The sequence below is a fragment of the Streptomyces sp. NPDC001373 genome, assembly GCF_042895815.1.
Lineage (GTDB): Bacteria > Actinomycetota > Actinomycetes > Streptomycetales > Streptomycetaceae > Streptomyces.
On record NZ_JBIAWQ010000018.1, the window covers coordinates 1 to 21,678 of the forward strand.

Below are 21,678 nucleotides of genomic sequence, written 5' to 3' on the forward strand. Positions count from 1 at the left end.
ATCGCCGACGGCGGCTATCCCGGCACCGGACTCGTCATGCCCCACCGTCGGCGAAAGGGCGAGGACCTGCCCGAGTGGAAACAGGCGCACAACAAATCCCACAAGCAAGTCCGCGCCCGCGTCGAGCACGTCTTCGCCCGCATGAAGACCTGGAAGATCCTCCGCGACTGCCGCCTCAAAGGCGACGGCGTCCACCACGCCATGCTCGGCATCGCCCGCATGCACAACCTCGCCCTCGCCGGATAGGCGAGCGGGCCGCACAGCGAACGGCCACGTCCACACCGACTCGAAGATCATTTACGGGACAGTCCTTAGGAGTTCTCAGCGCTGTCGTCAAACTCCCGTCCGCCCCGCGACGCTCCCCCGGCTGCCGCTGGGAGGTGCCCCCAGGCACGCACTCCCGCCGTGCCGAACGCCGCTCCACGATCAGCCGAGCCCACCAGCACGCCGCCGGTGCTCGCAGAAAGGGGCGGCGGCGGAGGACGAACTGGAAGATCAGGCACGCCCGTCAGCCGACCAGGCGCTGGGCCGGTCCCGCGGTGGGCCGGCCAAAAGGCCAACCGCCCGCGGCGCGGCCAGGCGCCTAGCCGCGGACGGACCCCGGTGCCGGAAGCCCCTGGCCGGCGGTACGGGGGTCGACCGGCGTGAGGACGCCGAGGCGGTCCTCGACGGCCTGGGCGGCGGCCAGGCAGAGGTCCTCACGGAAGGCCCGTCCGATGATCTGCACGCCGGCGGGGAGCCCATCGCGCAGTCCGGTGGGGACGGCCACCGCGGGTACGCCGACGAAGCTCGTCGCGGTGCACAGGCGCATGCCGGAGGCGACCCGGTCCCGGCCCGCCCGGTCGCGTGATTCCAGCCCCGGCTCGACCGGCGGCTCGGTGAAGGAGGGGCCGAGGACGAGCGGGTACGCGTCGAGGAACTCGGCCCAGGAGCGCCGGATGCCCAGCCAGGTGCCCATCAGCCGCACGAGTTCGTCGGCGGTGGCGGGCGGGGTGCGTTCCATGACGCTCTGCATGTAGCGGTCGCCGCCCTCGCCGAGGAGGGTGCGGACCACCGGCCAGGTCGGGGCGAACTCGGTGATCGTGATGCGGTCGTAGGCGTCGAGGGTCTCGTCCAGGCGGGGTACGCAGGGGACTTCGCACACCTCGTACCCGGCGTCGGCGAGGGCGGCGGCCGCGTCGGCGACGGCGGCGCGCACCGAGGGGTGGACCCCCCGCCCGCCGGGGTCGGCCACCACCGCGACCTTCACGGGGCCGGGCAGCGCGGGGCCGTACGCGGGTACGGGTACGGCCCTGGGGTCTCGGGGGTCCGTGCCGGCGAGGGCCTCGTAGGCGAGGCGGAGGTCGGCCACGGTACGGGCGAACGGGCCGTCGGTGACGAGAGCCTGGGAGGCCGGTCCGGGGTCGTCGGGGCCGATCACACGGTGGTCGGCAGGGAAGCGGCCGGGGGTCGGCTTGAGTCCGGCGACCCCGCAGAACTGGGCGGGCACGCGGATGGAGCCGCCGGAGTCGTTGCCGAGGCCGAGGGCGGCCATGCCGGTGGCGACGGCCACCGCGTCGCCGCCGCTGCTGCCGCCCGGGGTGCGGGCCGGGTCCCAGGGGTTGGCGGTGTCGCCGAAGAGCTCGCTGCGGGTGTGCATCCCGGCCAGGACCAGGGTGGGCATGTTGGCGTGGCCGATGGGGATGGCCCCGGCGGCGCGGAGCCGGGCCACGGGGGGCGCGTCGACCGCCGCGACCAGGTCGCGGAAGCGGGGTACGCCGAAGGTGGTCGGCACGCCCTCGACCGGGGTGGTCTCCTTCACCGTGAAGGGGACACCGGCGAGGTACCCGAGTTCCTCGCCCGCGGCGCGCCGGCGGTCCGTGAGGGCCGCGTCCGCGCGGGCCCGTTCCGCCATCAGCTGGGTGACGGCGTTCACCCGGGGGTTGACCTGTGCGATGCGTTCCAGATGGCTCTCGACCAGTTCGGCGGCGGACACCTCGCCGTCGCGGACGGCTCCCGCCTGCGCGGCGGCCGTCATCTTCCAGAGGTCTTCCCGCATGGCTCGTACTCTCCCCGTCCTCGTTTCGATGCACTTGCATCGGAACCATATACCGGGAACCGATGCACTCGCATCGAATAAACTGCCGGGCAGTGCGGCGGACAGGAAGGCGAGGGACGACATGCCCAGGCAGGTGGACCACGAGGAGCGGCGCCGGCTGATCGCCGAGGCGGTGTGCCGGCTCGCGGACGAGAGCGGGCTGGAGGGCGTGACCCTGCGCGACGTCGCCGGGCGGGCCGGGGTGTCGATGGGCGCCGTACAGCGCTGCTTCCGCACCAAGGAGGAGATGCTGCTGTTCACCCTCGGGCAGATCGGCGAGCGGGTCGGCGAACGGGTGCGGGCCCGGCTCGTGCGCAGCCCGGCCCAGTCCGCCGCCTCGGCCCTGGGCCACGCGGCCACGGAGGTCGCCCTGCTGCGCGAGGAGCACCGGGCGGAGGCCCGCGTCTGGCTGGCGTTCGTCGCCCAGGCGGCGGTCAGCGCCCCCCTGGCCGAGACGCTCAGGACGAACTACGCGGCGCTGGAGGCGGTGTTCGCCCGGCTGCTCGGGGAGGCGGCCGGGGGCCTCCCCCTGCCCGTGCCGCTCGACCCGCGGCGCGAGGCCCGGGCGCTGCTCGCCCTCGCGGACGGCCTCACCACGCACGTGCTCATCGGGCACCTCACCGCGGACGGGGCCCAGGAGGTCCTGCACGCGCACCTGGCCCGCCTCTGGGAGCTCGAAGGCGGCGGAGCCGGTGGCGGGCCGGCGTCCGGGCTGTGAAAGAGTGCCCGGGGCAATGATCCGACAGGCCGGAAGGGCTCCCCATCATGAACACAGCCGACCAGCTCGACCACCGGGCGGCCGTGGCGGCGGAGACCGCCCGGTTCGCCGAGCTGCTCCGGGGCGCCGACATGACGACCCCCGTGCCCACCTGCCCCGGCTGGGACCTGACCGACCTGGCCCGGCACGCCGGAAGCGTGCACCGCTGGTTCTCGGTGCTGCTGCGCCGGCGCATCCAGGCGCCGCCGACCAGCCGTGAAGTGGACCTGCGGCTGCCGGAGCGGGCGGACGGGTACGCCGACTGGCTGGAGCAGGGCGCCGCCGAGGCGGCCGAGGTGTTCGCCGGCACGGACCTGGACGCGCCCATGTGGGTCTGGGGCGCCGACGGGCACGCCCGCTTCTGGGTGCGCCGGATGCTGTTCGAGACCCTGGTCCACCGGGTCGACGCGGAGCGGGCGCTGGGACTGCCCTCCGCCATCGGGCTCGCGCGGGGCCGGGACGGCGTGGACGAGTTCCTCACCAACCTCCCCTTCGCCGCCCTCTTCGCCCCGAAGGTGGCCCACCTGCGCGGAGCCAACCGGAGCATCCGCTTCGAGTGCACCGACACGGACGGCTCGTGGCTGGTCCGGCTGCGCCCCGACGGCTTCGGCACGGTCCCGGAGGGCACCGCGGGCGAAGAGCCCGCCGAGGCCGTGGTCCGCGCCCCGGCCGCCGACCTCCTCCTCCTGCTCTACGGCCGCCTGGACCGCTCGGCCGCGACGGTCGAGGCCCTCGGGGACCGGGAGCTGCTGGACCTCTGGTTCGCCAACTCGGAGTTCTGAGACCGCCGTGCCCTGCCGGGCGCGGCGGGGCACGCGATGCGGATCGTCACCGGGTGTGTCAGCGTGTGAGAGGACACGTCCCGCGAGGGGCGGCAGGCCAGACGTGCTTCTCGTCGTCGCAGTGCGCGGCCTCGGGCTGAAGGGAACCTCTCGTGGCGCCTCCTGGTGATCCGCCGTCCCCGGCCGGCCCGGCCGAGGTCGCTCCCGCACGGGGAGGGCCGCCCGGCGAGAGCCCGACCCACACGTGGGCGGTGGGGCTGCTGATGGCGGCGGCCCCCTGCTCGGTGCGCGAGGCGAAGCAGATCCTGCTGGCGGCGGCCGAGCTGGCCCGCGTCACGGCGGTGGAGGTGGCGGCGGCGATGGTCGCCGGCACCCTCGGCATGCCGATGCCCGTACGGATCGAGCGGGCCCTGCACCGGTCCCTGGAGGCGGCCCGCGGACCGGCCCGCCCGGGCACGGTCCAGGCGGTGGGGATCCTGCCGAGCCGGCTGCGGACCGAGGAGGTGCTGTCCCGGCTGCGCGGCTGCCAGGCCCGCCTGGCGGCCGCCCCGACGGACCCCGGCACCCTGCGGGCGATGGACGACGTCGCCTACACCCTGTGTGTGCTGATGGGCCGGCCCAGCACGCACCAGGCGGTCCTGGCGGCGGAGGAGCACCTGTCGGCCGCGGTGGAGTAGGACCGGTCCCGGGGCCCCGCGGAACGGGGCGCCGGGACCTGGTTCACCAGCGGACGGGCAGCTGCCTCACCCCGCGGATCAGCATGCCGGGGATCCAGGGCAGCTTCGCCTCGTCGGCGTCACCGGTGAGCTCCGGGAAGCGCTCCAGCAGCGAGCGCAGGGCGATCCGGCCCTCCAGACGGGCGAGCGGGGCGCCGAGGCAGTGGTGCAGGCCGTGCCCGAAGGCGATGTGGCCGCGGGCGTCGCGGCGGATGTCGAAGCGGGCGGGGTCCTCGAAACGGGCCGGGTCACGGTCCGCGTCGGCCATGGCGATCAGGACGGCGGAGCCCTTCGGGATCACCGCCCCGCCCATCTCCACGTCCTCCAGTGCGAGTCGCTCGGTGCAGGTCTCGACGGGGCCGTCGTAGCGGAGCATCTCCTCGATCGCGCCGTCGAGCAGGCCGAAGTCCGCGCGCAGGTCGGCGAGCTGTTCGGGGTGGGCGAAGAGCGCGCGCATCCCGTTGCCGATCATGTTCACGGTCGTCTCGTGGCCGGCGATGAGCAGCAGCACGCACATGCCGATCAGCTCGGACGGCGAGAGCCGGTCGCCGCCCTCGTCGACGGCATGGATCATGGCACTGAGCAGGTCGTCGCCGGGCTCGGCGCGCTTGGCGTCGATGAGACCGGTCAGGTAGCGCGGCATCGCCTCGTAGGCCGCGGCCTGGGCCTGCGGACTGGTACGGGCGACCATCTCGTCGGACCAGTCACGGAAGGACTCGCGGTCCAGTTCGGGTACGCCGAGCAGCTCGCAGATGACGGTCATCGGCAGCGGGAAGGCAAAGGCGCCCACGAGGTCCGCCCGGCGCTCCCCGCTCGCCTCCATGGCGTCCAGCAGCTCGTCGGTGATCTGCTGGATGCGCGGGGCCAGCGCCTCGATGCGGCGCGGGGTGAACTCGCGGGCCACCAGGCGGCGCAGCCGGGTGTGGTCCGGCGGGTCGGACATCAGCATGTGGGCGAGGGACGGGTCGTCCTGCTCGGCGCTGATGATCTGGCCGATGTCACCGGACCGGCGCCAGTCGCGGCTCAGCCGCGGGTCGGTGAACGCCGCACGACAGGCGTCGTGTCCGACGACCAGCCAGATGCGCTCGCCGTCCGGCGTGCGGACGTGGTGGACGGGGCCGCGTTCGCGCAGTCGCGCGTAGACGGGGTACGGGTCCCGGACGAAGTCCGGGCTCAGTTCCAGCAGATCGACCGTCTCGGGCCCGAGTGCCATGGCACTCCCCCTGAATGCACCTGTTGCCTGCATGCCACACGCCGATGCGTGTGTACCCCACCGTAGTGATGGAGTAACCGGAGGCAGGGGGGCGGACCTTCCCCCGCGGCCGCGGGGGCGGCGGGGGAAGGCTTCAGGGGTGGACCGCTACCCTTGTCAGCAGCCGAAGTTGACGCGCCGGAACGTGGCGTAGTGGTCGGCGGTGTAGTAGTCCTCGTGGTACTGCCTGCCCGTGACGATCCGTCGGGCGCCGCGCGTCGGCGAGCCGGGGGTGATCACCGTGTACTCGTGGTAGTAGCCGGTGGTCTGGGCCGGCAGCACCCGCTCGCGGTTCTGGAAGACGATCCCGTCCTGGGAGTAGGGGAACGGGCCGCCCTGGTCGATGAGTTCGAGGGTGTCGTACGCCTCGTCGGGCAGCGCGGAGTAACAGACGCCGCCGACCGAGGCCACGGCGGCGGGTGCGGGGGCCGGGGCGGCCGTGGCGGCCTGACCGGTGAACAGGGTGGCGGCGACGGCGGCCGCGGCGGCTATGGACGCGATGCGTGGGGGAATCCTCATGCGCCCCACACAACGCGCGTAGACCCGGCCCCGTCAACGCCAACTCGCTTCTGTTCCAGGCCTGTTCATCCAGGTGGCACCGGGTGCGACCCGAACTCCCCCGGCCCGTAAACCACCGTTCCCCTGAGGGCTCGGCTCCGCTTGCGCGCAGGGCGTCGCTCCGGTGGGGGGTCAGGCTTCCGGGGCGTGGTCCTCGGGGAGGCCGGTGGCGCCCAGGCGGGCGAGGAGGCCGCCCAGCTCTCCGAGGTCGCCGTCCACCCACTCCGGGGCCGCGAAGACGTCGGCGGCCACCTGCTCGGCCGCCTTGAGGGCGTGGGCCAGCCGCTCGCGCCCGGCGTCCGTGAGGGCCGCGTACGCCACGCGGGCGTCGCGGGCGTCGGTCTCGCGCTCCACCAGGCCGATCCGCTCCAGGGGCGCCAGCCCCCGGGTCACGCCCGAGGCGGTGAGCCCGAGCGCCCCGGCGAGGTCCACCCGCCGCATCCGGCCGCCCTCGGCCCGCCCCAGGTGCAGCAGCACCAGGAAGTCGGCCAGGCTCACCCCGTACAGAGCCCCGAGACGGGAGTCGAACCGGCGCACGAGGGCGGTCTGGGCCTTCACCAAGCGCAGGGACACATCCAGCGCATCACTCATTGCTACCTCCTTGACTCCTCAAGGATATGAAAAAAGCTTGAGGAGTCAAGGAGATGCGCAGCAACGCGCCCGGCGCCGGCTAGGGCCGGCCGGCGGAGCCGTCGCCCCGGTCGCCCGGAGAGAGGTGGGCGACCACCTCGGCGAGCTCCTCGCAGGCCTCCTCGATCTTCAGCCGGACGTTGTTCTGCTCGGTGACCAGAGCCGCCAGCAGCAGCCCGGTCAGCGCCGCCGCGCCGTCGAGGGCCTGGAGGTTGACCATGACCTCCAGGAGGCTGTGCTCGGCGAAGGGGCCGGCGTGGTCGGTCGCCGCCCAGATCGACAGGACGGACACCAGCAGGGCGCAGGGCGCCGCCCCGGCCAGCTGGAAGCGCACCGCGGCCCAGATGAGCAGGGGGAAGACCAGGAACAGCAGGGACAGGGCGCTGTGGGTGGCGATGAGGGTGGTGACGACGGTGGCGACCGTAAGCGCCACCGCCTCGGCCACCCGGTAGGGGTCGCGGGGCGGCCCCGTCCAGCGGAGGGCCAGCAGCAGCGGGGTCACCAGCAGCACGCCCATGGTGTCCCCGGCCCACCAGGCCGACCAGGTCGGCCAGAAGCTGTCGGCCGGCAGGTTCCCGGTGAGCACGAGCGTGCACGTCCCGGCGGTGGCGCTGATCAGCATCGGGAGCAGTCCGCCGAGGAAGACCAGCGCCAGCCCGTCGCGGAGCCGGTCCAGTTCGGGGCGGAATCCGGCCCTGCGCAGGAGCAGCAGGGCGCAGACCGGGGCCAGTACGTTGCCGGCCACGATGCCCAGGTCGGCGAGGTGGAACGCGGCGAGCTGCTCGATGGAGAGGTAGGTTCCGAGGGCGATTCCCGGCCAGACCCGCAGACCGAACCGGAGCAGGGCGGCCAGCGCGATCCCGGTGGGCAGCCACAGGGGCGTGACGACCGCGCCGTCGACCACCACCTGCCGCAGCAGTCCGAGCCGGCCGGTCGCGTAGTAGGCGGCGGCGACGGCGAGGACCAGCAGGAGCGTTCCCCACGGACGCCGCCATTCCAGGGTGCGCACCACAGCATCAGACAACAGGTGGGCCGTCCCGGCCGGGCGTGACACGCGCGACCGGCGGGCGGGCCCGGGACGGCGCGGCGTACGGGCCCCGCCGGGGGGTGGGTGACGGCCCGCAGAGCGGGTGCCGGCCCGCGGGTCACGCGCCCGCGGCGTCGCGCCCGCCCCACGCGTCGATGCCGTTCAGGCCGTCGGAGCCGTTCAGCCCGTCGGCGCTCTTCAGGCCGCCGGAGGCGTTCTCGCCGTCGGAGGCGTCGGAGCCGTCGGAGCCGGTCAGGCCGTCGTGGCTGAGGACGAGGACCGCCGCGTCGTCGGCGTGGCCGGTGGAGTCGGCGACCTTCATCACCTCGGCGGCCAGCTCGTCGGGGTCGCCGCCCGCCGCCTCCCGCACGATCCGGGACACCCGCTCCAGCCCCACCTCGATGGGGAACGACGGCCCCTCCACCACCCCGTCGGTCAGCAGCACGATGGACCCCGCGGCGGTCAGCCTGCGCCGGGTGACCTCGTACCCCGCCCCGGGGACCAGGCCCAGCGGCGGCCCGCCGGCGTCCTCGGCGATGCCGTGGCGGCCGTCGACGGTGGCCCAGACGGCGGGGACGTGGCCGGCCCGGGCGCCCTGGAGCTCACCGGTGCCCGGGTCGAAGAGCAGCAGGCTGCACGTGGCGAACAGCTCGGAGTCCAGCGAGAGCAGTACCTCGTTGGCCCGGCCCAGCACCTCCCCGGGGTCGGAGACGACGGCCGACACCGCACGCAGGCAGACCCGTACCTGGCCCATGAAGGCGGCGGCGGCGACGTCGTGCCCCTGGACGTCGCCGATGGAGAACGCGAGGGCGCCCTCGGGCAGCCGGAACCCGTCGTACCAGTCGCCGCCGATGTCCAGCCCGTGCTGGGCGGGCGCGTACCGGGCGGCGGTCCGCAACCCCGGCAGGACGGGAAGGGTGGCGGGCAGCATCTCACGCTGGAGGGCCTCGGCCAGTTCGACCCGGGTGTGGTGCAGCTGGGCGCCCTCCCGCGCCTGGGCGGTGAGCCGCCCCAGCGTGGTCAGCAGATCGGCGCTGGCCGGCCGGGGCTGCCGCCGGCGCGGGGTCACGGACCACTCCCGGATACGTCCATCTGCCTCTCTGCTCCCGCTGTGCGAAAGACCCAGGCACATCATATTTCGGCTCGCCTCGGCCCGCCCGGCGCCGCCGGGTGCCGGGCGGGCGGCCGGATCCCCCGGGCCGGGCCTCCCCCGTTCGCGGGCGCCACCGCCGTGCCACGGCCTGAGTACGCCCTCGCGCCGGCCGTGTTCCCCAACGGGCGGGACGGCCCGCCGTGCCGGGCGCTCGTATGAACGGACAACGACTTTCGGCCGCGCGCGCAGTGACGGAGCCTCAGGCGGCCCCGGCGGCCTCGGTAGGCTCATGATCACCCCGGCTGCCTCCGGGGGCCCGGGATCCGCACCCACCGAGCACCCACCGAGCCGAGGAGCAACGTGCCCCTGTCCGCCCACCGCCGTCCCCTGAACCGTCGCCTGGCCGCCGGCGCCGCCCTGCTGGCCGTGGTCGCCGGCGTGGCCCCCGCCACCGCCGCCCAGGCCGCGACCGCCCCCTCCGCCGAGGCCCTGCGCACCGCCGGCCCCGCGCTGCCGGCCCCGGACATGGAGGCCGTCGACCAGGCGCTGCGCAACACCCTCGCCGCCGGAGCCCCGGGCGCGCTGGCCCGGATCGCCGAGGGCGGCCGCGCCCTGAGCGCGACGGCGGGCGTGAGCGACAAGGTCACGGGCGCGGCCATGGACACCCGGGCCCGCTTCCGGATCGGCAGCGTCACCAAGACCTTCTCGACCGTCGTGCTGCTCCAGCTGGTGGACGAGAAGAAGATCGAGCTCGACACCCCGGTCAACCACTACCTGCCGGGGCTGCTGCCCGACGACCGGATCACGGTGCGCCACCTGCTGACCCACCGCAGCGGGCTGTCGGACTACACGAACGCCATGTTCGACAAGACCGTCCCCGGTTTCGAGGCCGTCCGCAACAAGGTGTTCAGCTACCAGGAGCTGATGAACCTCTCGCTGGCCGAGCCCAGGACGACCGAGCCCGGGGCCTCCTACCAGTACTCGAACACCAACTTCGTGGTCGTCGGCATGCTCATCGAGAAGGCCACCGGGAAGCCGGTGGCCAAGGAGTACGAGCGCCGCATCATCAAGCCGCTGAGGCTGCGCGACACCGCTTACGTGCACCCCGGCACGGAGATCGCCGGTCTGCACACCCACGGCTACCTCACTCCGGACGAGGCCGGCGCCCCGCTGGTCGACTCCACCGAGCAGACGGTGTCCTGGGCGCAGTCGGCCGGTGCGATGATCTCAAGCCCGGCGGACCTCAGCACGTTCATGTCCGCGCTGGTGGGCGGCAAGCTGGTGGCGCCGAAGCTGCTGGACGAGATGCTGGTCATGACCCCGACGGACGCGGCCAAGACCCGCTTCTACGGGCTGGGCCTGCGCCGGTACGACCTGTCCTGCGGCACCTCGGTGTACGGGCACACGGGCACGGTGCAGGGCTTCTACACGTACGCGTTCACCACCCGCGACGGCAGGCGCAGCCTCACCGCGATGGCGAACACCTCGAACCGGGGCGCCGCGAACACCGCGCTCGGCGCGACCCTGGAGGGGGCGTTCTGCGGCAAGAAGCCGGCCGCCGCGGCGAAGGCCCGGGGCTTCGCCTCCGCTCCGGCCGAGGTGGACCTGCCGGAGCGCGACGTCCGCTGACGCCCTCCCGCCCGGGGCCCGCCGCCTACGTTCCGGTGGCGGGCCCCAGGCCGTACCGGCGGGCCGTGAGGGTGGCGAGGGACAGCCAGGCGGTGGCGAGGAGCCAGCCGCCGAGCACGTCCGAGGGCCAGTGCACGCCGAGGTAGACCCGGCTGAGCCCCACCGCCGCACCCCAGGCGACGATCAGCACGGCGGCGGCCGTCCGGGCCGGGCCCGGGGAGCCCCGCAGGGCGAGTGCCGCGAGCAGGAGCCCGGACACCAGGGCCCCGGTCGTGGCGTGGCCGGACGGGAAGGACCAGTTCCCGGCATGGGTGGCCCAGTCGGCGGCCGGGGGCCGCGGCCGGGCGATCAGGGCCATCACCGTGTACCGCACGGCCTGCCCGCCGGCGAGGCACAGGGCGAACGCGGCCGCCGCCAGGAGGCGCCGCGGGGTCCCGCGGCCGGCGTACAGGCCCGCCAGGACGACCAGGGCGTACGGCCAGACCCCCGTGCCGGTGGCGGTGACCGCCCGGGCCACGGCCAGGCCGAGGGCCGGCCGGTGTACGAGGGACCAGGCGTGCGGGCCCGGGTCCCCGGGCAGCGGCCCGACGGGTGCCAGGCTCACCCACAGCGCGAGCAGCGCGAACGCGGTCGAGGACACCAGGGCCGTCCAGGCCGCCGGACCGGGGCTCCGCAGGCGGGCCCGGCGCCGTCCGTCGGGGGCGGGGTCGGGCATGCGGGCTGCCTCTCACGGTCCTGGAAGGGGGCCGGAGCGGGTGCGCCCCGTCCGCCTGCCCCGCGTTCGGGGTGTACCGCACTGTAGCGAGCGGGACGCGGGTGGCGGCCGTGACCGGCGGGGAGCGAGGGGCGAGTCCTCGTCAGAGGGAGACCCAGTAGCGGCGCTTGGGGCCTATCAGGGTCTCGCGCACGTCCTCCAGGACGCCGCCGGCCCGCTCGATCGTGCGCTGCGAGGGCTCGTTGCCGGGGTCACAGGTCAGCAGGACCCGGTCCATGCCCATCAGGCGGGCCTCGTACAGGACCCGGCCCAGCGCCCAGCCGGCCAGGCCGCGCCGGCGCGCCGAGGGGCGGACGCTGTAGCCGATGTGGCCGCCGGCGTCGAGGAGGAAGGCGTTGAGGTAGTGGCGCAGGTCGATGGCGCCCAGGTAGGTGTCGCCCTCGGCGATCCACCAGTACGTGGCGTGGACGCGGCCCTCTTCGACCACCGCCGTGCGGTCCGCCTGGCGGCGCAGGCGCCGGGTCCAGGCCTCGAAGCCCTCGGGGGTGTCCACGTCGTCGTCGGAGCCCAGTCCGGCGCCGTCCATGTGGGCGTCGGCGCCCCATTCCGCCTGCGCGTCGAGCCAGGAGGAGTGCAGGTGCGGGGAGGGGGCGATCAGTTCGGGCATGACCCGACCGTAACAGTCCGATCATCCGACTGTTCAGCCTCGCTGGCGCCGCCTCGGCGCCCGCACCGCCGACCCCGGGGGCACCGCCCGCAAACCGATCGGATAGTTTGCCATCCGTTTACCCGACGGCACCGATGCCGCCCGCGCCACCAGGAGCTCCCTCATGCGCCACCCCATACGCCGCCCCGCGCGGACGGCGGTCCTCACCGCCGCCGCCCTGCTGGCGCTCCCCGTTCTGGCGGCCTGTGACGGCGGCGGCAAGGCCCCGGCGGCGCTCAAGCCCTCGGCCCCGGCGAGCGCCCCCGCCGCCGCCCCGCCGGCCGCCCTGCCCGCCGCCCTGACCGGGCAGAAGCCGAACTGGGCTCCCTGCCCGGCGCCCTCCGCGGCCCAGGGCGGAGGCAAGGCCCCCGGCGAGGGCTGGGAGTGCGCCACGATGAAGGCGCCCCTGGAGTACGCCAAGCCCGGCGGCGAGACCCTGGACGTGGCGCTGATCCGCAAGAAGGCCACCGACCCCGGCAGGCGCGTCGGCTCGCTGGTGTACAACTTCGGCGGCCCGGGCGCCTCCGGCGTGAAGACGCTCCCCCACGCGGCGAAGGACTACGAGAAGCTGGGCGCCGTCTACGACCTGGTCAGCTTCGACCCGCGCGGCGTGGGCAACACCGCCCCGGTCGTCTGCCTGGACGACAAGGCCCTGGACGAGGGGCCGGGCCCCGCCGGCGACAACCCGCTCGACGCCGTCCGGACCTACACGCAGGCCTGCGAGCGGAACTCGGGCAAGGTCCTCCCCCATGTCGGCACGGCCGACACCGCGCGCGACATGGACCTGATGCGCCAGGTCCTCGGCGACGCCAGGCTGAACTACTTCGGCATCTCCTACGGCACCCAGCTGGGCGGCGTCTACGCGCACCTGTTCCCGAAGAACGTCGGCCGCACCGTGTTCGACGCCGTGGTCGACCCCACCTCGGACGAGCTCCAGGCGGGCCTCGGCCAGGCCAAGGGGTTCCAGCTGGCGCTGGAGCACGCCATGGAGTTCTGCCGCGACAAGTACGCCGCCAAGTGCCCCACCGGAGCCGACACCGCCGAGGGCAACCGGCGGATCGCCGAGCTGCTGGAGAAACTGGAGAAGCAGCCCGCGCCCACGAAGAGCGGCCGCAGGCTGACTTCCGACATGGCGCTCACCGGGATCGCCGCCACCCTCTACGACAAGCGGACCTGGGACTACCTGGTCCAGGCGCTGTACGAGGTGCGGCAGCTGGGCACCGGGAACAGCCTGCTCGCCATCGCGGACGCCTACAGCGGGCGGGGCCAGGACGGCCGCTACGACAACACCGACGCCGCCCACACGGCGATCGGCTGCGCCGACACCGGCCGCCGCTACACCGTGGACGAGATGCGGGCCCAGGAGCCCGCCTTCCGCTCCGCCTCACCGGTCTTCGGCCCGTCCCTGGCGAAGGGCCTGCTGGTCTGCACCGACTGGCCGGTGCGCGGTACGTCCGACCGGCCGCAGGTGGCCGCCGGGGGCGCGGCCCCGATCCTCGTCGTCGGCAACACCGGCGACCCGGCCACCCCGGTCGAGGGCGCGAAGCGGATGGCCGACGCGCTCGGGCGGGGCGTCGGCGTCAACCTCACGGTGAAGGGCGAGGGACACGGGGTCTACGGGCACGACACCTGCGCGACCGAGGCCATCGACGCCTTCCTCGTCGACGGGACCGCACCGGCGGACGGAACCACCTGCTCCTGAATTCCGCTTTGCCCCCTGTTCAGGCCTTTGCCCCGGCGCCCGTACCGACCTGTGTTCGGGTGCCGGGATTCCGCCACCTACACTTGTGCCGCCCGGCCGCCGGTGCCGGTTTCAGGGGAGCGACGTCCTAAGTGAGCAGCACCAGCAGTGAAGCGCCGATCTACGACCGGCTCGTACGCGAGCGCGGCGATGTCCCGGGTCAGGTCCGCCGGGAGGCGGAGGAGATCCTCCACCACCTGGCCCAGGTGATGGCGGGCCGTCCCCCGTCGGGCGGGCTGCCCGGCTGGCGGACCTCCTGACCCAGGCCCACACGGCCCGAAGAACCCGGCACCGGCGTGACGCCGGCTCCACCTGTGGCGGTCTCCGCCACAGGCGATGCGCGGAGTGTGGGTCCGGCGCACATCGGCACCGGCCGTACCGGTCCCTAACGTTCGGACCATGACGAGCGGATCTTCCTTCAGCGCGTCCGGCGGCACGGAGCCCGGCCGGGCGCGGACCGGCGGCCCGGCGGGACCCGGACCCGAGGGCCGGGTGGCCCTGGTGACCGGCGGCGGCAGCGGCATCGGGCGCGCCTGCGCCGTGGCACTGGCCGACGCCGGAGCCTTCGTGCACGTCGTGGACGTCGACGCGGAGGCGGCGGAGACGGTGGCCGCGCGGATCGGCGGCGTGGCGCATCCGGCCGACCTCGCCGACCCCACGGCCTTCGACGCCCTGCCGGCCTCCGTGGACATCCTGGTCAACAGCGCGGGGCTGCAACACGTCGCGGCCATCGAGGAGTTCCCGCCGGAGCGGTTCGAGCTGATCCAGCGGGTGATGGTCCACGCCCCGTTCCTGCTGCTGCGCAGGGTCCTGCCGCACATGTACGGGCGCGGGTGGGGGCGGGTGGTCAACATCTCCAGCGTGCACGGGCTGCGGGCCAGCGCCTTCAAGTCCGCGTACGTGGCCGCCAAGCACGCGCTGGAGGGGCTGAGCAAGGTCACCGCCCTGGAGGGGGCCGCGCACGGGGTGACCAGCAACTGCGTGAACCCCGGCTACGTCCGCACCCCGCTGGTGGAACGGCAGATCGCGGCCCAGGCACGGGCGCACGGCCTGCCGCCCGAGCGGGTCGTCGAGGAGGTGCTGCTGCGCGGCTCGGCGATCAAGCGGCTGATCGAGCCCGAGGAGGTGGCCGCCGTCGCCGTGTGGCTGTGCGGCCCGCACACCGGGCACGTCACCGGGGCCTCGCTGCCGATGGACGGCGGCTGGACCGCCGCCTGACCGCACGACGGGGCCGCGGCGGTGTGAGGGGACGTGCGGACTTTGCCCGCGGTCCGCGCGGGGGGATCCTGGGATTGGGGCACAGCACGGAGGAGGCAGGCCATGACACACGCCGAGGAGTGGAGGGTGGACCTCTACCTCGTGGAGGAGGACGGCACCACCAGGGCCCGGGCCGTGCTCGACAACGGGAGGACCACCCTGACCGGCCGCGGACGGGCCCGGTGCAATCCGCAGGACGTGGACGTCCCCGCCATCGGCGACGAGCTGGCGGCGAGCCGCGCGATGCGCGACCTGTCCGCCCAGCTGATGCGCGCCGCCGACCGCGACCTGGCCGCGGTCGGCGCCGTACCCGTCCCGCCGCGCACCGGGTACGGCTGGCCGGACGACGCCCGCCCTGAGCGGTAGCCGGGCGGGCGGCGGGTCCCGGTCAGCAGATGCGGGGCAGCTGCTCCCCCAGCGGCAGGTCCACCACACGGGTGCCGCCGAGGCCGGTGCGCGCCACGACCAGGCCGGGGTGCGCGTCGACGGCTTCGCCGATCACCGCCGCGTGCCGACCCAGCGGGTGGGCGCGCATGGCGTCGAGGACTGCCTCGGCGTGCTCGCGGGGGACGAACGCGACGAGCTTGCCCTCGTTGGCGACGTAGAGCGGGTCGAGGCCGAGGACGGCGCAGGCGTTCGCCACGGCCGCCGGAACCGGGACGCGCCCCTCGTGCAGGACGACGCCGGTGCCGGAGGCGGCCGCGATCTCGTTGAGGGCGGCCGCGAGCCCGCCCCGGGTGGGGTCGCGCAGGACGTGCAGGTCCGGGGTGACCGCGAGCATCGCCCGCACGAGCCCGCCCAGGGCCGCGCAGTCGCTCTCGACGTCCACGCCGAACTCCAGCCCCTCCCGGACGCTCATGATCGCCACCCCGTGCAGGCCGATCTCCCCGCTGACGATCACGACGTCACCGGGTACGACGCGCTGCGCGCGCAGGTCGACCCCGTCCGGGATCAGGCCGATCCCGGCGGTGTTCAGGTAGATGCCGTCGCCGTGGCCCGCCTCGACGACCTTGGTGTCGCCGGTGGCCACCTCCACGCCGGCGGCCCGTGCGGCGGCCCCCATGGCCTCGGCGACCCGGGCGACCGAGGCCATCTCGACGCCCTCCTCGAGGATGAACCCGCAGGACAGATACGCGGCCTCGGCCCCGCTCATGGCGAGGTCGTTCACCGTGCCGTTGACCGCCAGGTCGCCGATGCTGCCGCCGGGGAAGAACAGCGGCCGCACCACATAGGAGTCGGTGGAGAAGGCGAGGCGGACCCCGCCCAGGCGCAGGGCCGCGGAGTCGCCGAGCTGCGCGAGCGCCTCGCCGCCGAACGCGGGGGCGAACAGGTGCTGGACCAGTTCCGCCGACAGCGCCCCGCCGCCGCCGTGGCCCATCACCACGCGGGGCCGGTCGCGCAGGGGGGCCGGACAGGTCCAGCCCGTGACGTCGAGTGCGGTCTCAGACAACGGGGCTCGCCTCCAGCGGGGCGGTCGGGTCGGTGGGCTGGGCCGGGGTGGTGGCGGGCCGGGGGGCCGCGGGCCGCAGTTCCAGGCGCCGGTAGAGGTAGTAGGCGGCGCAGGCCCCCTCGCTGGAGACCATGGTGGCGCCCAGCGGGTTGCGCGGGGTGCACAGGGTGCCGAAGGCCTCGCACTCGTGCGGCTTGAGCAGCCCCTGGAGCACCTCCCCGCTGCGGCAGGCGGCCGGCTCGCGGGTGGTGATGCCCGTGACGGAGAAGCGGTGCTCGGCGTCGTACTCCCGGAACCGGTCGGACAGCCGCCAGCCGCTGTCGGGGATGACCCCGATACCGCGCCAGGCCCGGTCGGTGACCTCGAAGACGTCCGCCAGCATGGCGAGCGCGGCGGGGTTGCCCTCGGCGCGGACGGCGCGCGGGTAGGCGTTCTCGACCGTGTGCTCGCCGCGCTCCAGCTGCCGTACGGCCCGGCGAACGCCTTCGAGGATGTCCAGCGGTTCGAAGCCGGTCACCACGATCGGAACGCGGTGGCGTGCCGCGAGGTCCGGGTACTCGGTGGTGCCCATGACACTGCACACGTGGCCGGCGGCGAGGAAGCCCTGGACGCGGCAGCTGGGCGAGCGCATGATCGCCTCGATCGCGGGGGGCACCCGGACATGGGAGACGAGCAGGCTGAAGTTGGTGATGCCGAGCCTGCGGGCCTGGTACACCGTCATGGCGTTGGGCGGGGCGGTGGTCTCGAAGCCGATGCCGAAGAAGACCACCTCGCGGTCCGGGTTCTGCCGGGCGATCTTCAGCGCGTCGAGGGGCGAGTACACCACCCGTACGTCGCCGCCCTCGCCGCGTACCTGGAAGAGGTCCCGGCCGGTTCCGGGGACGCGGAGCATGTCCCCGAAGGAGCAGAAGACGACCTCGGGCCGGGAGGCGATCTCCAGAGCCTTGTCGATGACCTCCAGCGGGGTGACGCACACCGGGCAGCCGGGGCCGTGGATCAACTCGACCTGTTCGGGGAGGAGCTGGTCGATGCCGTGCCGGATGATGGTGTGGGTCTGGCCTCCGCAGACCTCCATCAGGGCCCAGGGGCGGGTCACCGTGGAGTGGATGTCGTCCAGGATCCTGCGCGCCAGGCCGGGGTCCTGGAATTCCTCGATGTACTTCACCGCCGGGCTTCCTTCCGCGTCGCCGCCGCCGCGCCGGCCGGGGCTTCCCCGGCCCGGCGCTCGTCCTCGTCCTCGTCCTCGTACCCGTCCTCTTCACGGTCCTCCGCGCAGGGCGGCTCCTCGTCGCCGAGACGGGCGGCCTGCTCCCAGGGGTCGCCGAACTCCTCCTGGAGCATGCCGAGTTCGGCGAAGAGGTCGAGGGTCTTGCGGGCCGACTCCTCGTCGAGCCGCTGAAGGGCGAAGCCCACGTGCACGATGGCGTACTCGCCCACCCGGAGGTCCGGCAGGTACTCCAGGCACACCTCCTTCTGTACGCCGCCGAAGTCGACGGTGGCCATCCGGGTGCCGTCCCGCTCCCCGATCTCAAGCACTCTGCCGGGTACCGCCAGGCACATGGGCCTCTCCTTGTGGTGGGTGTTCCGTGGCGGTGGCGGCCGCGGCCGCCACCATGAGCTGGCCGAGCGCCAGTCCGCCGTCGTTGGGCGGCACCCGGTGCTGCCGCAGGACGGTGAACCCCCGCGCGCGCAGCGCCCGGGCGCACGCGCAGGAGAGGAGGGTGTTGCAGAAGACCCCGCCGGTCAGGGCGACGGTGTCCAGGCCGTGCGCGGCGCGGGCGAGCACGCAGAGGTCGGCGACCAGGCCCGCGACCGCCGCGTGGAAGCGGGCCGCGACCAGGGGGCGGGCCGCGCCCGCCCGTACGTCGGCCACCACGGCGGCCAGGACGGGTGCCGGGTCGGCGACGACCGGGCGCGCCGTGCCGGGGGCGGGCAGCCTCAGGCCGAACGCGTACGCGCGGCCACCGGGCGGCGCCTGGAGTGCGGCGGCCTCCAGTTCGACGGCGGCCTGGGCCTCGTACCCGGAGTACTGGCAGACCCCGGCGAGGGAGGAGACGGCGTCGAAGAGCCGGCCCATGCTGGAGGTGGGCACGCAGTTCAGGCCCCGCTCCAACTGGGTTTCCAGAACCCGCAGTTCGTCCGGCGGGCAGGCGACGACGCAGGGCAGGTCCGGCGCCCGCACGAGGCCTGCGGCGCGCAGGTGGGACAGGGCCATGCGGTACGGGCGGCGCACGGAGGCATCGCCGCCGGGCAGCGGGACGTAGGCGAGGTGGGCGAATCGGGTGTACCCGGCGTAGTCCGCGAGGAGGACCTCCCCGCCCCAGACCGCGCCGTCGTCCCCGTACCCGGTGCCGTCGAAGGCGACGCCGATCACCCGCCGTCCGCCGTCGAGGCCGTGTTCGGCCAGGGCGGAGGCGATGTGGGCGTGGTGGTGCTGGACGGGGACCAGCGGGCGGCCCTCCGCGTGGTCGCGGGCCCAGCGGGTGGAGCGGTAGCCGGGGTGCCGGTCGGCGGCGAGCCGTGCGGGGGCGACCCCGGTGAGGGCCGACAGCTGCCGCTGCGCATGGGCGAAGGCGTCCTGGGTGGCGAGGTCGTCCATGTCACCGATGTGGGCGGACAGCCAGGCGCGTCGGCCCTCGCCGAGGCAGAAGGCGTTCTTGAGGTCGCCGCCGGCGGCGAGGGTGGGCGGGACGGGCAGCGGGAGGGGGACCGGCAGGGGGGCGTAGCCGCGCGAGCGCCGCAGGACCAGGGGTTCACCGTCGCAGACGCGGACGACGGAGTCGTCGCAGGGGACGTGGATGGGGCGGTCGTGGGTGAGCCAGGCGTCGGCAAGGCCGGCGAGGCGTTCCAGGGCCTCGGCGTCGTCCGTGACGATGGGCTCGCCGGAGAGGTTGCCGCTGGTCATCACGAGCAGGCGGGGGCCCGGGGGGTCGCCGGGCAGGCCGAGCAGCAGGTGGTGGACGGGGGTGTACGGGAGCATCACGCCCAGGTCGGGGCTGCCCGGTGCGACGGCGTCCGCCGGGCCGGGTACGGCGGCGCGGCGGCGGAGCAGGACGATGGGACGGACGGGTCCGGTGAGCAGTTCCCGTTCCTCGGGGCCGAGTTCGGCCAGGCGCTCGACGTCCGCGAGGTCGCGGGCCATCAGGGCGAAGGGCTTGTCCCCGCGGTCCTTGCGGCGCCGCAGCGCGGCCACGGCCCCGGCGTTCCCCGCGTCGCAGGCGAGGTGGTAGCCGCCGAGGCCCTTCACCGCGAGGACGGCGCCGTCCGCCAGCAGGCGGCGGGCCTGCGCGACAGGGTCGGCGGCGGCCGCCCCGCGCGGCGGCCGGCCGGTGAGCAGGCTCAGCCGGGGGCCGCAGGCCGGGCAGGCGACGGGCTGGGCGTGGAAGCGGCGGTCGGCGGGGTCGGCGTACTCGCGGGCGCAGTCGGGGCACAGGGGGAAGCGGGCCATGGTGGTGTGGGCGCGGTCGTAGGGCAGCCCGGTGACGATGGTGAAGCGCGGTCCGCAGTGGGTGCAGGTGATGAACGGGTGGCGGTGGCGGCGGTCGGCCGGGTCGGCGAGTTCGGCGAGGCAGTCGGCGCAGGTGGCGGTGTCCGGGGAGACCAGGGTGCGGGGCGGGCCTCCGGTACGGGAGGCGATGATGGTGAACCCGGCGCCGCCGGCGAGGGGCACCGGGCGGTGGTCGACGGTGTCGACGACGGCCAGGGGCGGGGCGTCCGCGGCGAGGCGCTCGCAGAACGCCGCCACCGCCGACGGGGACCCCTCGACCTCGGCGACGACGCCGTCGGGGGTGTTGGTGACGTGGCCCGCAAGGCCCAGGGTGGTGGCGCGGGTGTACACGTACGGGCGGAAGCCGACGCCCTGGACGACGCCGCGGACGGTCACGCGGCGGCGTTCCGCGGCCTCCATCAGCGCGGCCCGGCCGCGGTGGCGGGGGCCGGGTGGGGGTGGGTGTGGTGGTGGCCGTGGGTGTGGTGGTGGGTGTGTCCGTGGCCGTGGCTGTCGGCCTGGTGGGACATCACCGGGGTGTGGGGGCGCGCGCCGGCCGCGATGTCCAGGGCGCGGTCCAGGAGGAGGCCCGTCCCCTCGCCCGAGCGGGACGAGGTGCGCAGGATCTCCACGCCCGGGTTGACCCGTCGGACGTTCGCGTGGAAGGCCTCCTCGTCGAACCCGACGGCCTCCGCGATGTCGGTCTTGGTGACCACCACCAGCTGGGCCGGCCCGAAGGCGGTCGGGTACTTGAGGGGCTTGTCCTCGCCCTCCGTCACCGAGGCCAGGACCACGCGGAGCGACTCGCCCAGGTCGTAGGAGGCCGGGCAGACCAGGTTGCCGACGTTCTCGACGAACAGCAGGCGGGTGCCCTCGGGGAGCCAGCCGTCCAGGTGGCGGCCCAGCATGTCGGCTTCGAGGTGGCACAGGCCGTCCGTGAGGACCTGCCGGACCGGGACGCCCGAACGGGCCAGCCGGATCGCGTCGTTCTCCGTGGCCAGGTCGGCCGTCAGCGCGGCCGCGGACACCCCGCGCTCCCGGGCGAGGGTCAGTTCGCGCTCCAGCAGGGCCGTCTTCCCGCTGCCGGGGCTGGAGAGCAGGTTGACCACCGTCGTTCCGCGGGAGGTCAGTTCGGCGCGCAGGGCCTGCGCGGCTCCGTCGTTCTTGGCGAGCACCGCTTGTCGCAGGTCGACCACTCGGCACACGGTCAGGCCTCCTCGGGGATCGTTTCGGGGGCGTCTTCCCAGACCACGCGCAGGATCCGCAGTTCGCGCCCCGTCAGGAGCTCCACGGCGGTCCCGTTCCCGCAGCCGGGGCAGGACAGGTCGGGGGGCATGCCGACGGCCCACTCCCCCGTGCAGGGCGCGCAGCGGGCGCGGGCCGCCACGGAGCGGGTGACCAGTTCGGCGCCTTCCAGGGGCGTTCCGGTGGAGGCCAGTTCGAAGGAGAAGGCCAGCGCGTCGGGGACGACCCCGGCCAGTTCCCCGATCTCCAGCTCCACACGGCTCACGGAGCATGCCGCTCCGGCCTGGGCCGCCTCCGCCACCTGGTCCACGACGGCCATGGCGATCGACATCTCGTGCATCGGACTCCGTCCTGCCGGGCCTCATTACAGCGGCAGGGCGCGGACGGCGACGGCGGGCACGCCGACACGCCGCCGGTCCCGTACTCCGTTCGGCCGCCGGGAGCGGCCCCGCGGGGCCGCGGTGGTACGCCGTCGAACCGCGGCCCCGGTCAAGCCGGACCGGGCTTTCCGCTCGTCCGCTTCACGAGCCCCGCGCGGAACCGGACGCCCGGCCGC

The 21,678-nt window shown here is 74.6% G+C and carries 22 protein-coding genes and 2 pseudogenes; 10 read left to right on the forward strand and 14 right to left on the reverse strand.

The genetic code is table 11. The annotated features are described in order from the left end of the window. The coding region (locus ACFY15_RS29460; RefSeq protein ID WP_390690225.1) for a transposase at window positions 1-246 on the forward strand (246 nt) is incomplete at its 5' end. Between the two features lie 173 nt (window positions 247-419). Further along, window positions 420-544, forward strand: a pseudogene (locus tag ACFY15_RS29465) (IS5/IS1182 family transposase); the annotation flags it as partial. Between the two features lie 39 nt (window positions 545-583). On the opposite strand, the gene ACFY15_RS29470 reads toward ACFY15_RS29465, so the two are convergent. Next, on the reverse strand, window positions 584-2,038 hold the full coding sequence (locus ACFY15_RS29470) for an amidase (RefSeq protein WP_390690226.1): 1,455 nt from the start codon (window positions 2,036-2,038) through the stop codon (window positions 584-586). A 121-nt stretch (window positions 2,039-2,159) separates the two neighbouring features. Here ACFY15_RS29470 and ACFY15_RS29475 point away from each other — a divergent pair, with 121 nt between their 5' ends. From ACFY15_RS29475 to ACFY15_RS29485, 3 genes are all read left to right on the forward strand, one after another. Next, complete coding sequence (locus tag ACFY15_RS29475; protein ID WP_390690227.1) at window positions 2,160-2,795, forward strand: TetR/AcrR family transcriptional regulator; 636 nt, start codon at window positions 2,160-2,162, stop codon at window positions 2,793-2,795. A 47-nt stretch (window positions 2,796-2,842) separates the two neighbouring features. After that, window positions 2,843-3,616 carry a maleylpyruvate isomerase family mycothiol-dependent enzyme gene (locus ACFY15_RS29480; RefSeq protein WP_390826381.1) on the forward strand — a complete coding sequence of 258 codons (774 nt, stop codon included), beginning with the start codon at window positions 2,843-2,845 and terminating at the stop codon, window positions 3,614-3,616. Window positions 3,617-3,867: 251 nt separating this feature from the next. Beyond that, a complete protein-coding gene (locus ACFY15_RS29485) occupies window positions 3,868-4,293 on the forward strand; it encodes a DUF5133 domain-containing protein (protein ID WP_390690229.1) in 426 nt (141 codons plus the stop codon). A gap of 43 nt (window positions 4,294-4,336) precedes the next feature. On the opposite strand, the gene ACFY15_RS29490 is transcribed toward ACFY15_RS29485, so the two are convergent. The 5 genes from ACFY15_RS29490 to ACFY15_RS29510 all read right to left on the reverse strand — a co-directional run bounded on the left by ACFY15_RS29490 (window position 4,337) and on the right by ACFY15_RS29510 (window position 8,868). Then, window positions 4,337-5,545, reverse strand: coding sequence for a cytochrome P450 (locus ACFY15_RS29490; RefSeq protein WP_390826382.1), 1,209 nt, complete (start codon window positions 5,543-5,545; stop codon window positions 4,337-4,339). A 156-nt stretch (window positions 5,546-5,701) separates the two neighbouring features. Continuing rightward, window positions 5,702-6,103 (reverse strand): ribonuclease domain-containing protein, encoded by a 402-nt coding sequence (locus ACFY15_RS29495; RefSeq protein WP_390690231.1) that lies wholly within the window; start codon window positions 6,101-6,103, stop codon window positions 5,702-5,704. Window positions 6,104-6,274: 171 nt separating this feature from the next. Next, the gene (locus tag ACFY15_RS29500) at window positions 6,275-6,733 is read right to left on the reverse strand and encodes a MarR family winged helix-turn-helix transcriptional regulator (RefSeq protein ID WP_390826383.1); all 459 of its coding nucleotides are present in this window, start codon (window positions 6,731-6,733) and stop codon (window positions 6,275-6,277) included. A 79-nt stretch (window positions 6,734-6,812) separates the two neighbouring features. Then, window positions 6,813-7,784, reverse strand: coding sequence for an MASE1 domain-containing protein (locus ACFY15_RS29505; RefSeq protein WP_390690233.1), 972 nt, complete (start codon window positions 7,782-7,784; stop codon window positions 6,813-6,815). Between the two features lie 133 nt (window positions 7,785-7,917). Next, window positions 7,918-8,868, reverse strand: a complete 951-nt coding sequence (locus ACFY15_RS29510; RefSeq protein ID WP_390690234.1) for a SpoIIE family protein phosphatase — start codon at window positions 8,866-8,868, stop codon at window positions 7,918-7,920. A gap of 384 nt (window positions 8,869-9,252) precedes the next feature. Between ACFY15_RS29510 and ACFY15_RS29515 the strand changes: the two genes are divergently transcribed. Further along, window positions 9,253-10,521 (forward strand): serine hydrolase domain-containing protein, encoded by a 1,269-nt coding sequence (locus ACFY15_RS29515; protein WP_390826384.1) that lies wholly within the window; start codon window positions 9,253-9,255, stop codon window positions 10,519-10,521. A gap of 25 nt (window positions 10,522-10,546) precedes the next feature. Here ACFY15_RS29515 and ACFY15_RS29520 read toward each other — a convergent pair whose 3' ends face one another. Further along, entirely contained in the window at window positions 10,547-11,236 is a 690-nt protein-coding gene (locus ACFY15_RS29520) for a phosphatase PAP2 family protein (protein ID WP_390690236.1), read from the reverse strand. Window positions 11,237-11,378: 142 nt separating this feature from the next. After that, window positions 11,379-11,903, reverse strand: a complete 525-nt coding sequence (locus ACFY15_RS29525) for a GNAT family N-acetyltransferase (protein WP_390690237.1) — start codon at window positions 11,901-11,903, stop codon at window positions 11,379-11,381. A gap of 163 nt (window positions 11,904-12,066) precedes the next feature. On the opposite strand from ACFY15_RS29525, the gene ACFY15_RS29530 reads away from it, so the two are divergent. The 4 genes from ACFY15_RS29530 to ACFY15_RS29545 all read left to right on the forward strand — a co-directional run bounded on the left by ACFY15_RS29530 (window position 12,067) and on the right by ACFY15_RS29545 (window position 15,306). Next, window positions 12,067-13,644 carry an alpha/beta hydrolase gene (locus ACFY15_RS29530; protein WP_390690238.1) on the forward strand — a complete coding sequence of 526 codons (1,578 nt, stop codon included), beginning with the start codon at window positions 12,067-12,069 and terminating at the stop codon, window positions 13,642-13,644. Between the two features lie 131 nt (window positions 13,645-13,775). Then, the gene (locus ACFY15_RS29535; protein ID WP_362067758.1) at window positions 13,776-13,943 is read left to right on the forward strand and encodes a hypothetical protein; all 168 of its coding nucleotides are present in this window, start codon (window positions 13,776-13,778) and stop codon (window positions 13,941-13,943) included. Window positions 13,944-14,082: 139 nt separating this feature from the next. Then, entirely contained in the window at window positions 14,083-14,901 is an 819-nt protein-coding gene (locus ACFY15_RS29540; RefSeq protein ID WP_390690239.1) for a 3-hydroxybutyrate dehydrogenase, read from the forward strand. Between the two features lie 102 nt (window positions 14,902-15,003). Then, window positions 15,004-15,306, forward strand: coding sequence for a DUF1876 domain-containing protein (locus ACFY15_RS29545; protein WP_390690240.1), 303 nt, complete (start codon window positions 15,004-15,006; stop codon window positions 15,304-15,306). A gap of 22 nt (window positions 15,307-15,328) precedes the next feature. Here the strand turns inward: ACFY15_RS29545 and hypE are convergent, their stop codons facing one another. The 6 genes and pseudogenes from hypE to ACFY15_RS29575 form a co-directional block, all read right to left on the reverse strand. Beyond that, on the reverse strand, window positions 15,329-16,390 hold the full coding sequence (gene hypE, locus ACFY15_RS29550) for a hydrogenase expression/formation protein HypE (RefSeq protein ID WP_390690241.1): 1,062 nt from the start codon (window positions 16,388-16,390) through the stop codon (window positions 15,329-15,331). Then, the gene (gene hypD, locus ACFY15_RS29555) at window positions 16,383-17,555 is read right to left on the reverse strand and encodes a hydrogenase formation protein HypD (protein WP_390690242.1); all 1,173 of its coding nucleotides are present in this window, start codon (window positions 17,553-17,555) and stop codon (window positions 16,383-16,385) included. The genes hypE and hypD overlap by 8 nt, the downstream gene beginning before the upstream one ends. A gap of 113 nt (window positions 17,556-17,668) precedes the next feature. Beyond that, window positions 17,669-17,950, reverse strand: a pseudogene (locus ACFY15_RS29560) (HypC/HybG/HupF family hydrogenase formation chaperone); the annotation flags it as partial. Next, on the reverse strand, window positions 17,919-20,297 hold the full coding sequence (hypF, locus tag ACFY15_RS29565; RefSeq protein ID WP_390690243.1) for a carbamoyltransferase HypF: 2,379 nt from the start codon (window positions 20,295-20,297) through the stop codon (window positions 17,919-17,921). The gene hypF and the pseudogene ACFY15_RS29560, both read right to left, overlap by 32 nt. Beyond that, the gene (gene hypB, locus ACFY15_RS29570; RefSeq protein ID WP_390690244.1) at window positions 20,297-21,082 is read right to left on the reverse strand and encodes a hydrogenase nickel incorporation protein HypB; all 786 of its coding nucleotides are present in this window, start codon (window positions 21,080-21,082) and stop codon (window positions 20,297-20,299) included. The genes hypF and hypB overlap by 1 nt, the downstream gene beginning before the upstream one ends. A 2-nt stretch (window positions 21,083-21,084) precedes the next feature. Then, window positions 21,085-21,462, reverse strand: a complete 378-nt coding sequence (locus ACFY15_RS29575; protein ID WP_390690245.1) for a hydrogenase maturation nickel metallochaperone HypA — start codon at window positions 21,460-21,462, stop codon at window positions 21,085-21,087. Window positions 21,463-21,678: the final 216 nt, after the last annotated feature.

Excerpts from the sequence above, each read along its gene's own strand:
- ACFY15_RS29520 (WP_390690236.1), bottom strand. The coding sequence starts at position 11,236 with ATGCCCGACCCCGCCCCCGACGGACGGCGCCGGGCCCGCCTGCGGAGC.
- ACFY15_RS29495 (WP_390690231.1), bottom strand. The coding sequence starts at position 6,103 with ATGAGGATTCCCCCACGCATCGCGTCCATAGCCGCCGCGGCCGCCGTC.
- ACFY15_RS29470 (WP_390690226.1), bottom strand. The coding sequence starts at position 2,038 with ATGCGGGAAGACCTCTGGAAGATGACGGCCGCCGCGCAGGCGGGAGCC.
- ACFY15_RS29575 (WP_390690245.1), bottom strand. The coding sequence starts at position 21,462 with ATGCACGAGATGTCGATCGCCATGGCCGTCGTGGACCAGGTGGCGGAG.
- ACFY15_RS29530 (WP_390690238.1), top strand. The coding sequence starts at position 12,067 with ATGCGCCACCCCATACGCCGCCCCGCGCGGACGGCGGTCCTCACCGCC.
- ACFY15_RS29540 (WP_390690239.1), top strand. The coding sequence starts at position 14,083 with ATGACGAGCGGATCTTCCTTCAGCGCGTCCGGCGGCACGGAGCCCGGC.
- ACFY15_RS29480 (WP_390826381.1), top strand. The coding sequence starts at position 2,843 with ATGAACACAGCCGACCAGCTCGACCACCGGGCGGCCGTGGCGGCGGAG.
- ACFY15_RS29490 (WP_390826382.1), bottom strand. The coding sequence starts at position 5,545 with ATGGCACTCGGGCCCGAGACGGTCGATCTGCTGGAACTGAGCCCGGAC.
- ACFY15_RS29525 (WP_390690237.1), bottom strand. The coding sequence starts at position 11,903 with ATGCCCGAACTGATCGCCCCCTCCCCGCACCTGCACTCCTCCTGGCTC.
- ACFY15_RS29545 (WP_390690240.1), top strand. The coding sequence starts at position 15,004 with ATGACACACGCCGAGGAGTGGAGGGTGGACCTCTACCTCGTGGAGGAG.
- ACFY15_RS29500 (WP_390826383.1), bottom strand. The coding sequence starts at position 6,733 with ATGAGTGATGCGCTGGATGTGTCCCTGCGCTTGGTGAAGGCCCAGACC.
- hypF (WP_390690243.1), bottom strand. The coding sequence starts at position 20,297 with ATGGAGGCCGCGGAACGCCGCCGCGTGACCGTCCGCGGCGTCGTCCAG.
- ACFY15_RS29475 (WP_390690227.1), top strand. The coding sequence starts at position 2,160 with ATGCCCAGGCAGGTGGACCACGAGGAGCGGCGCCGGCTGATCGCCGAG.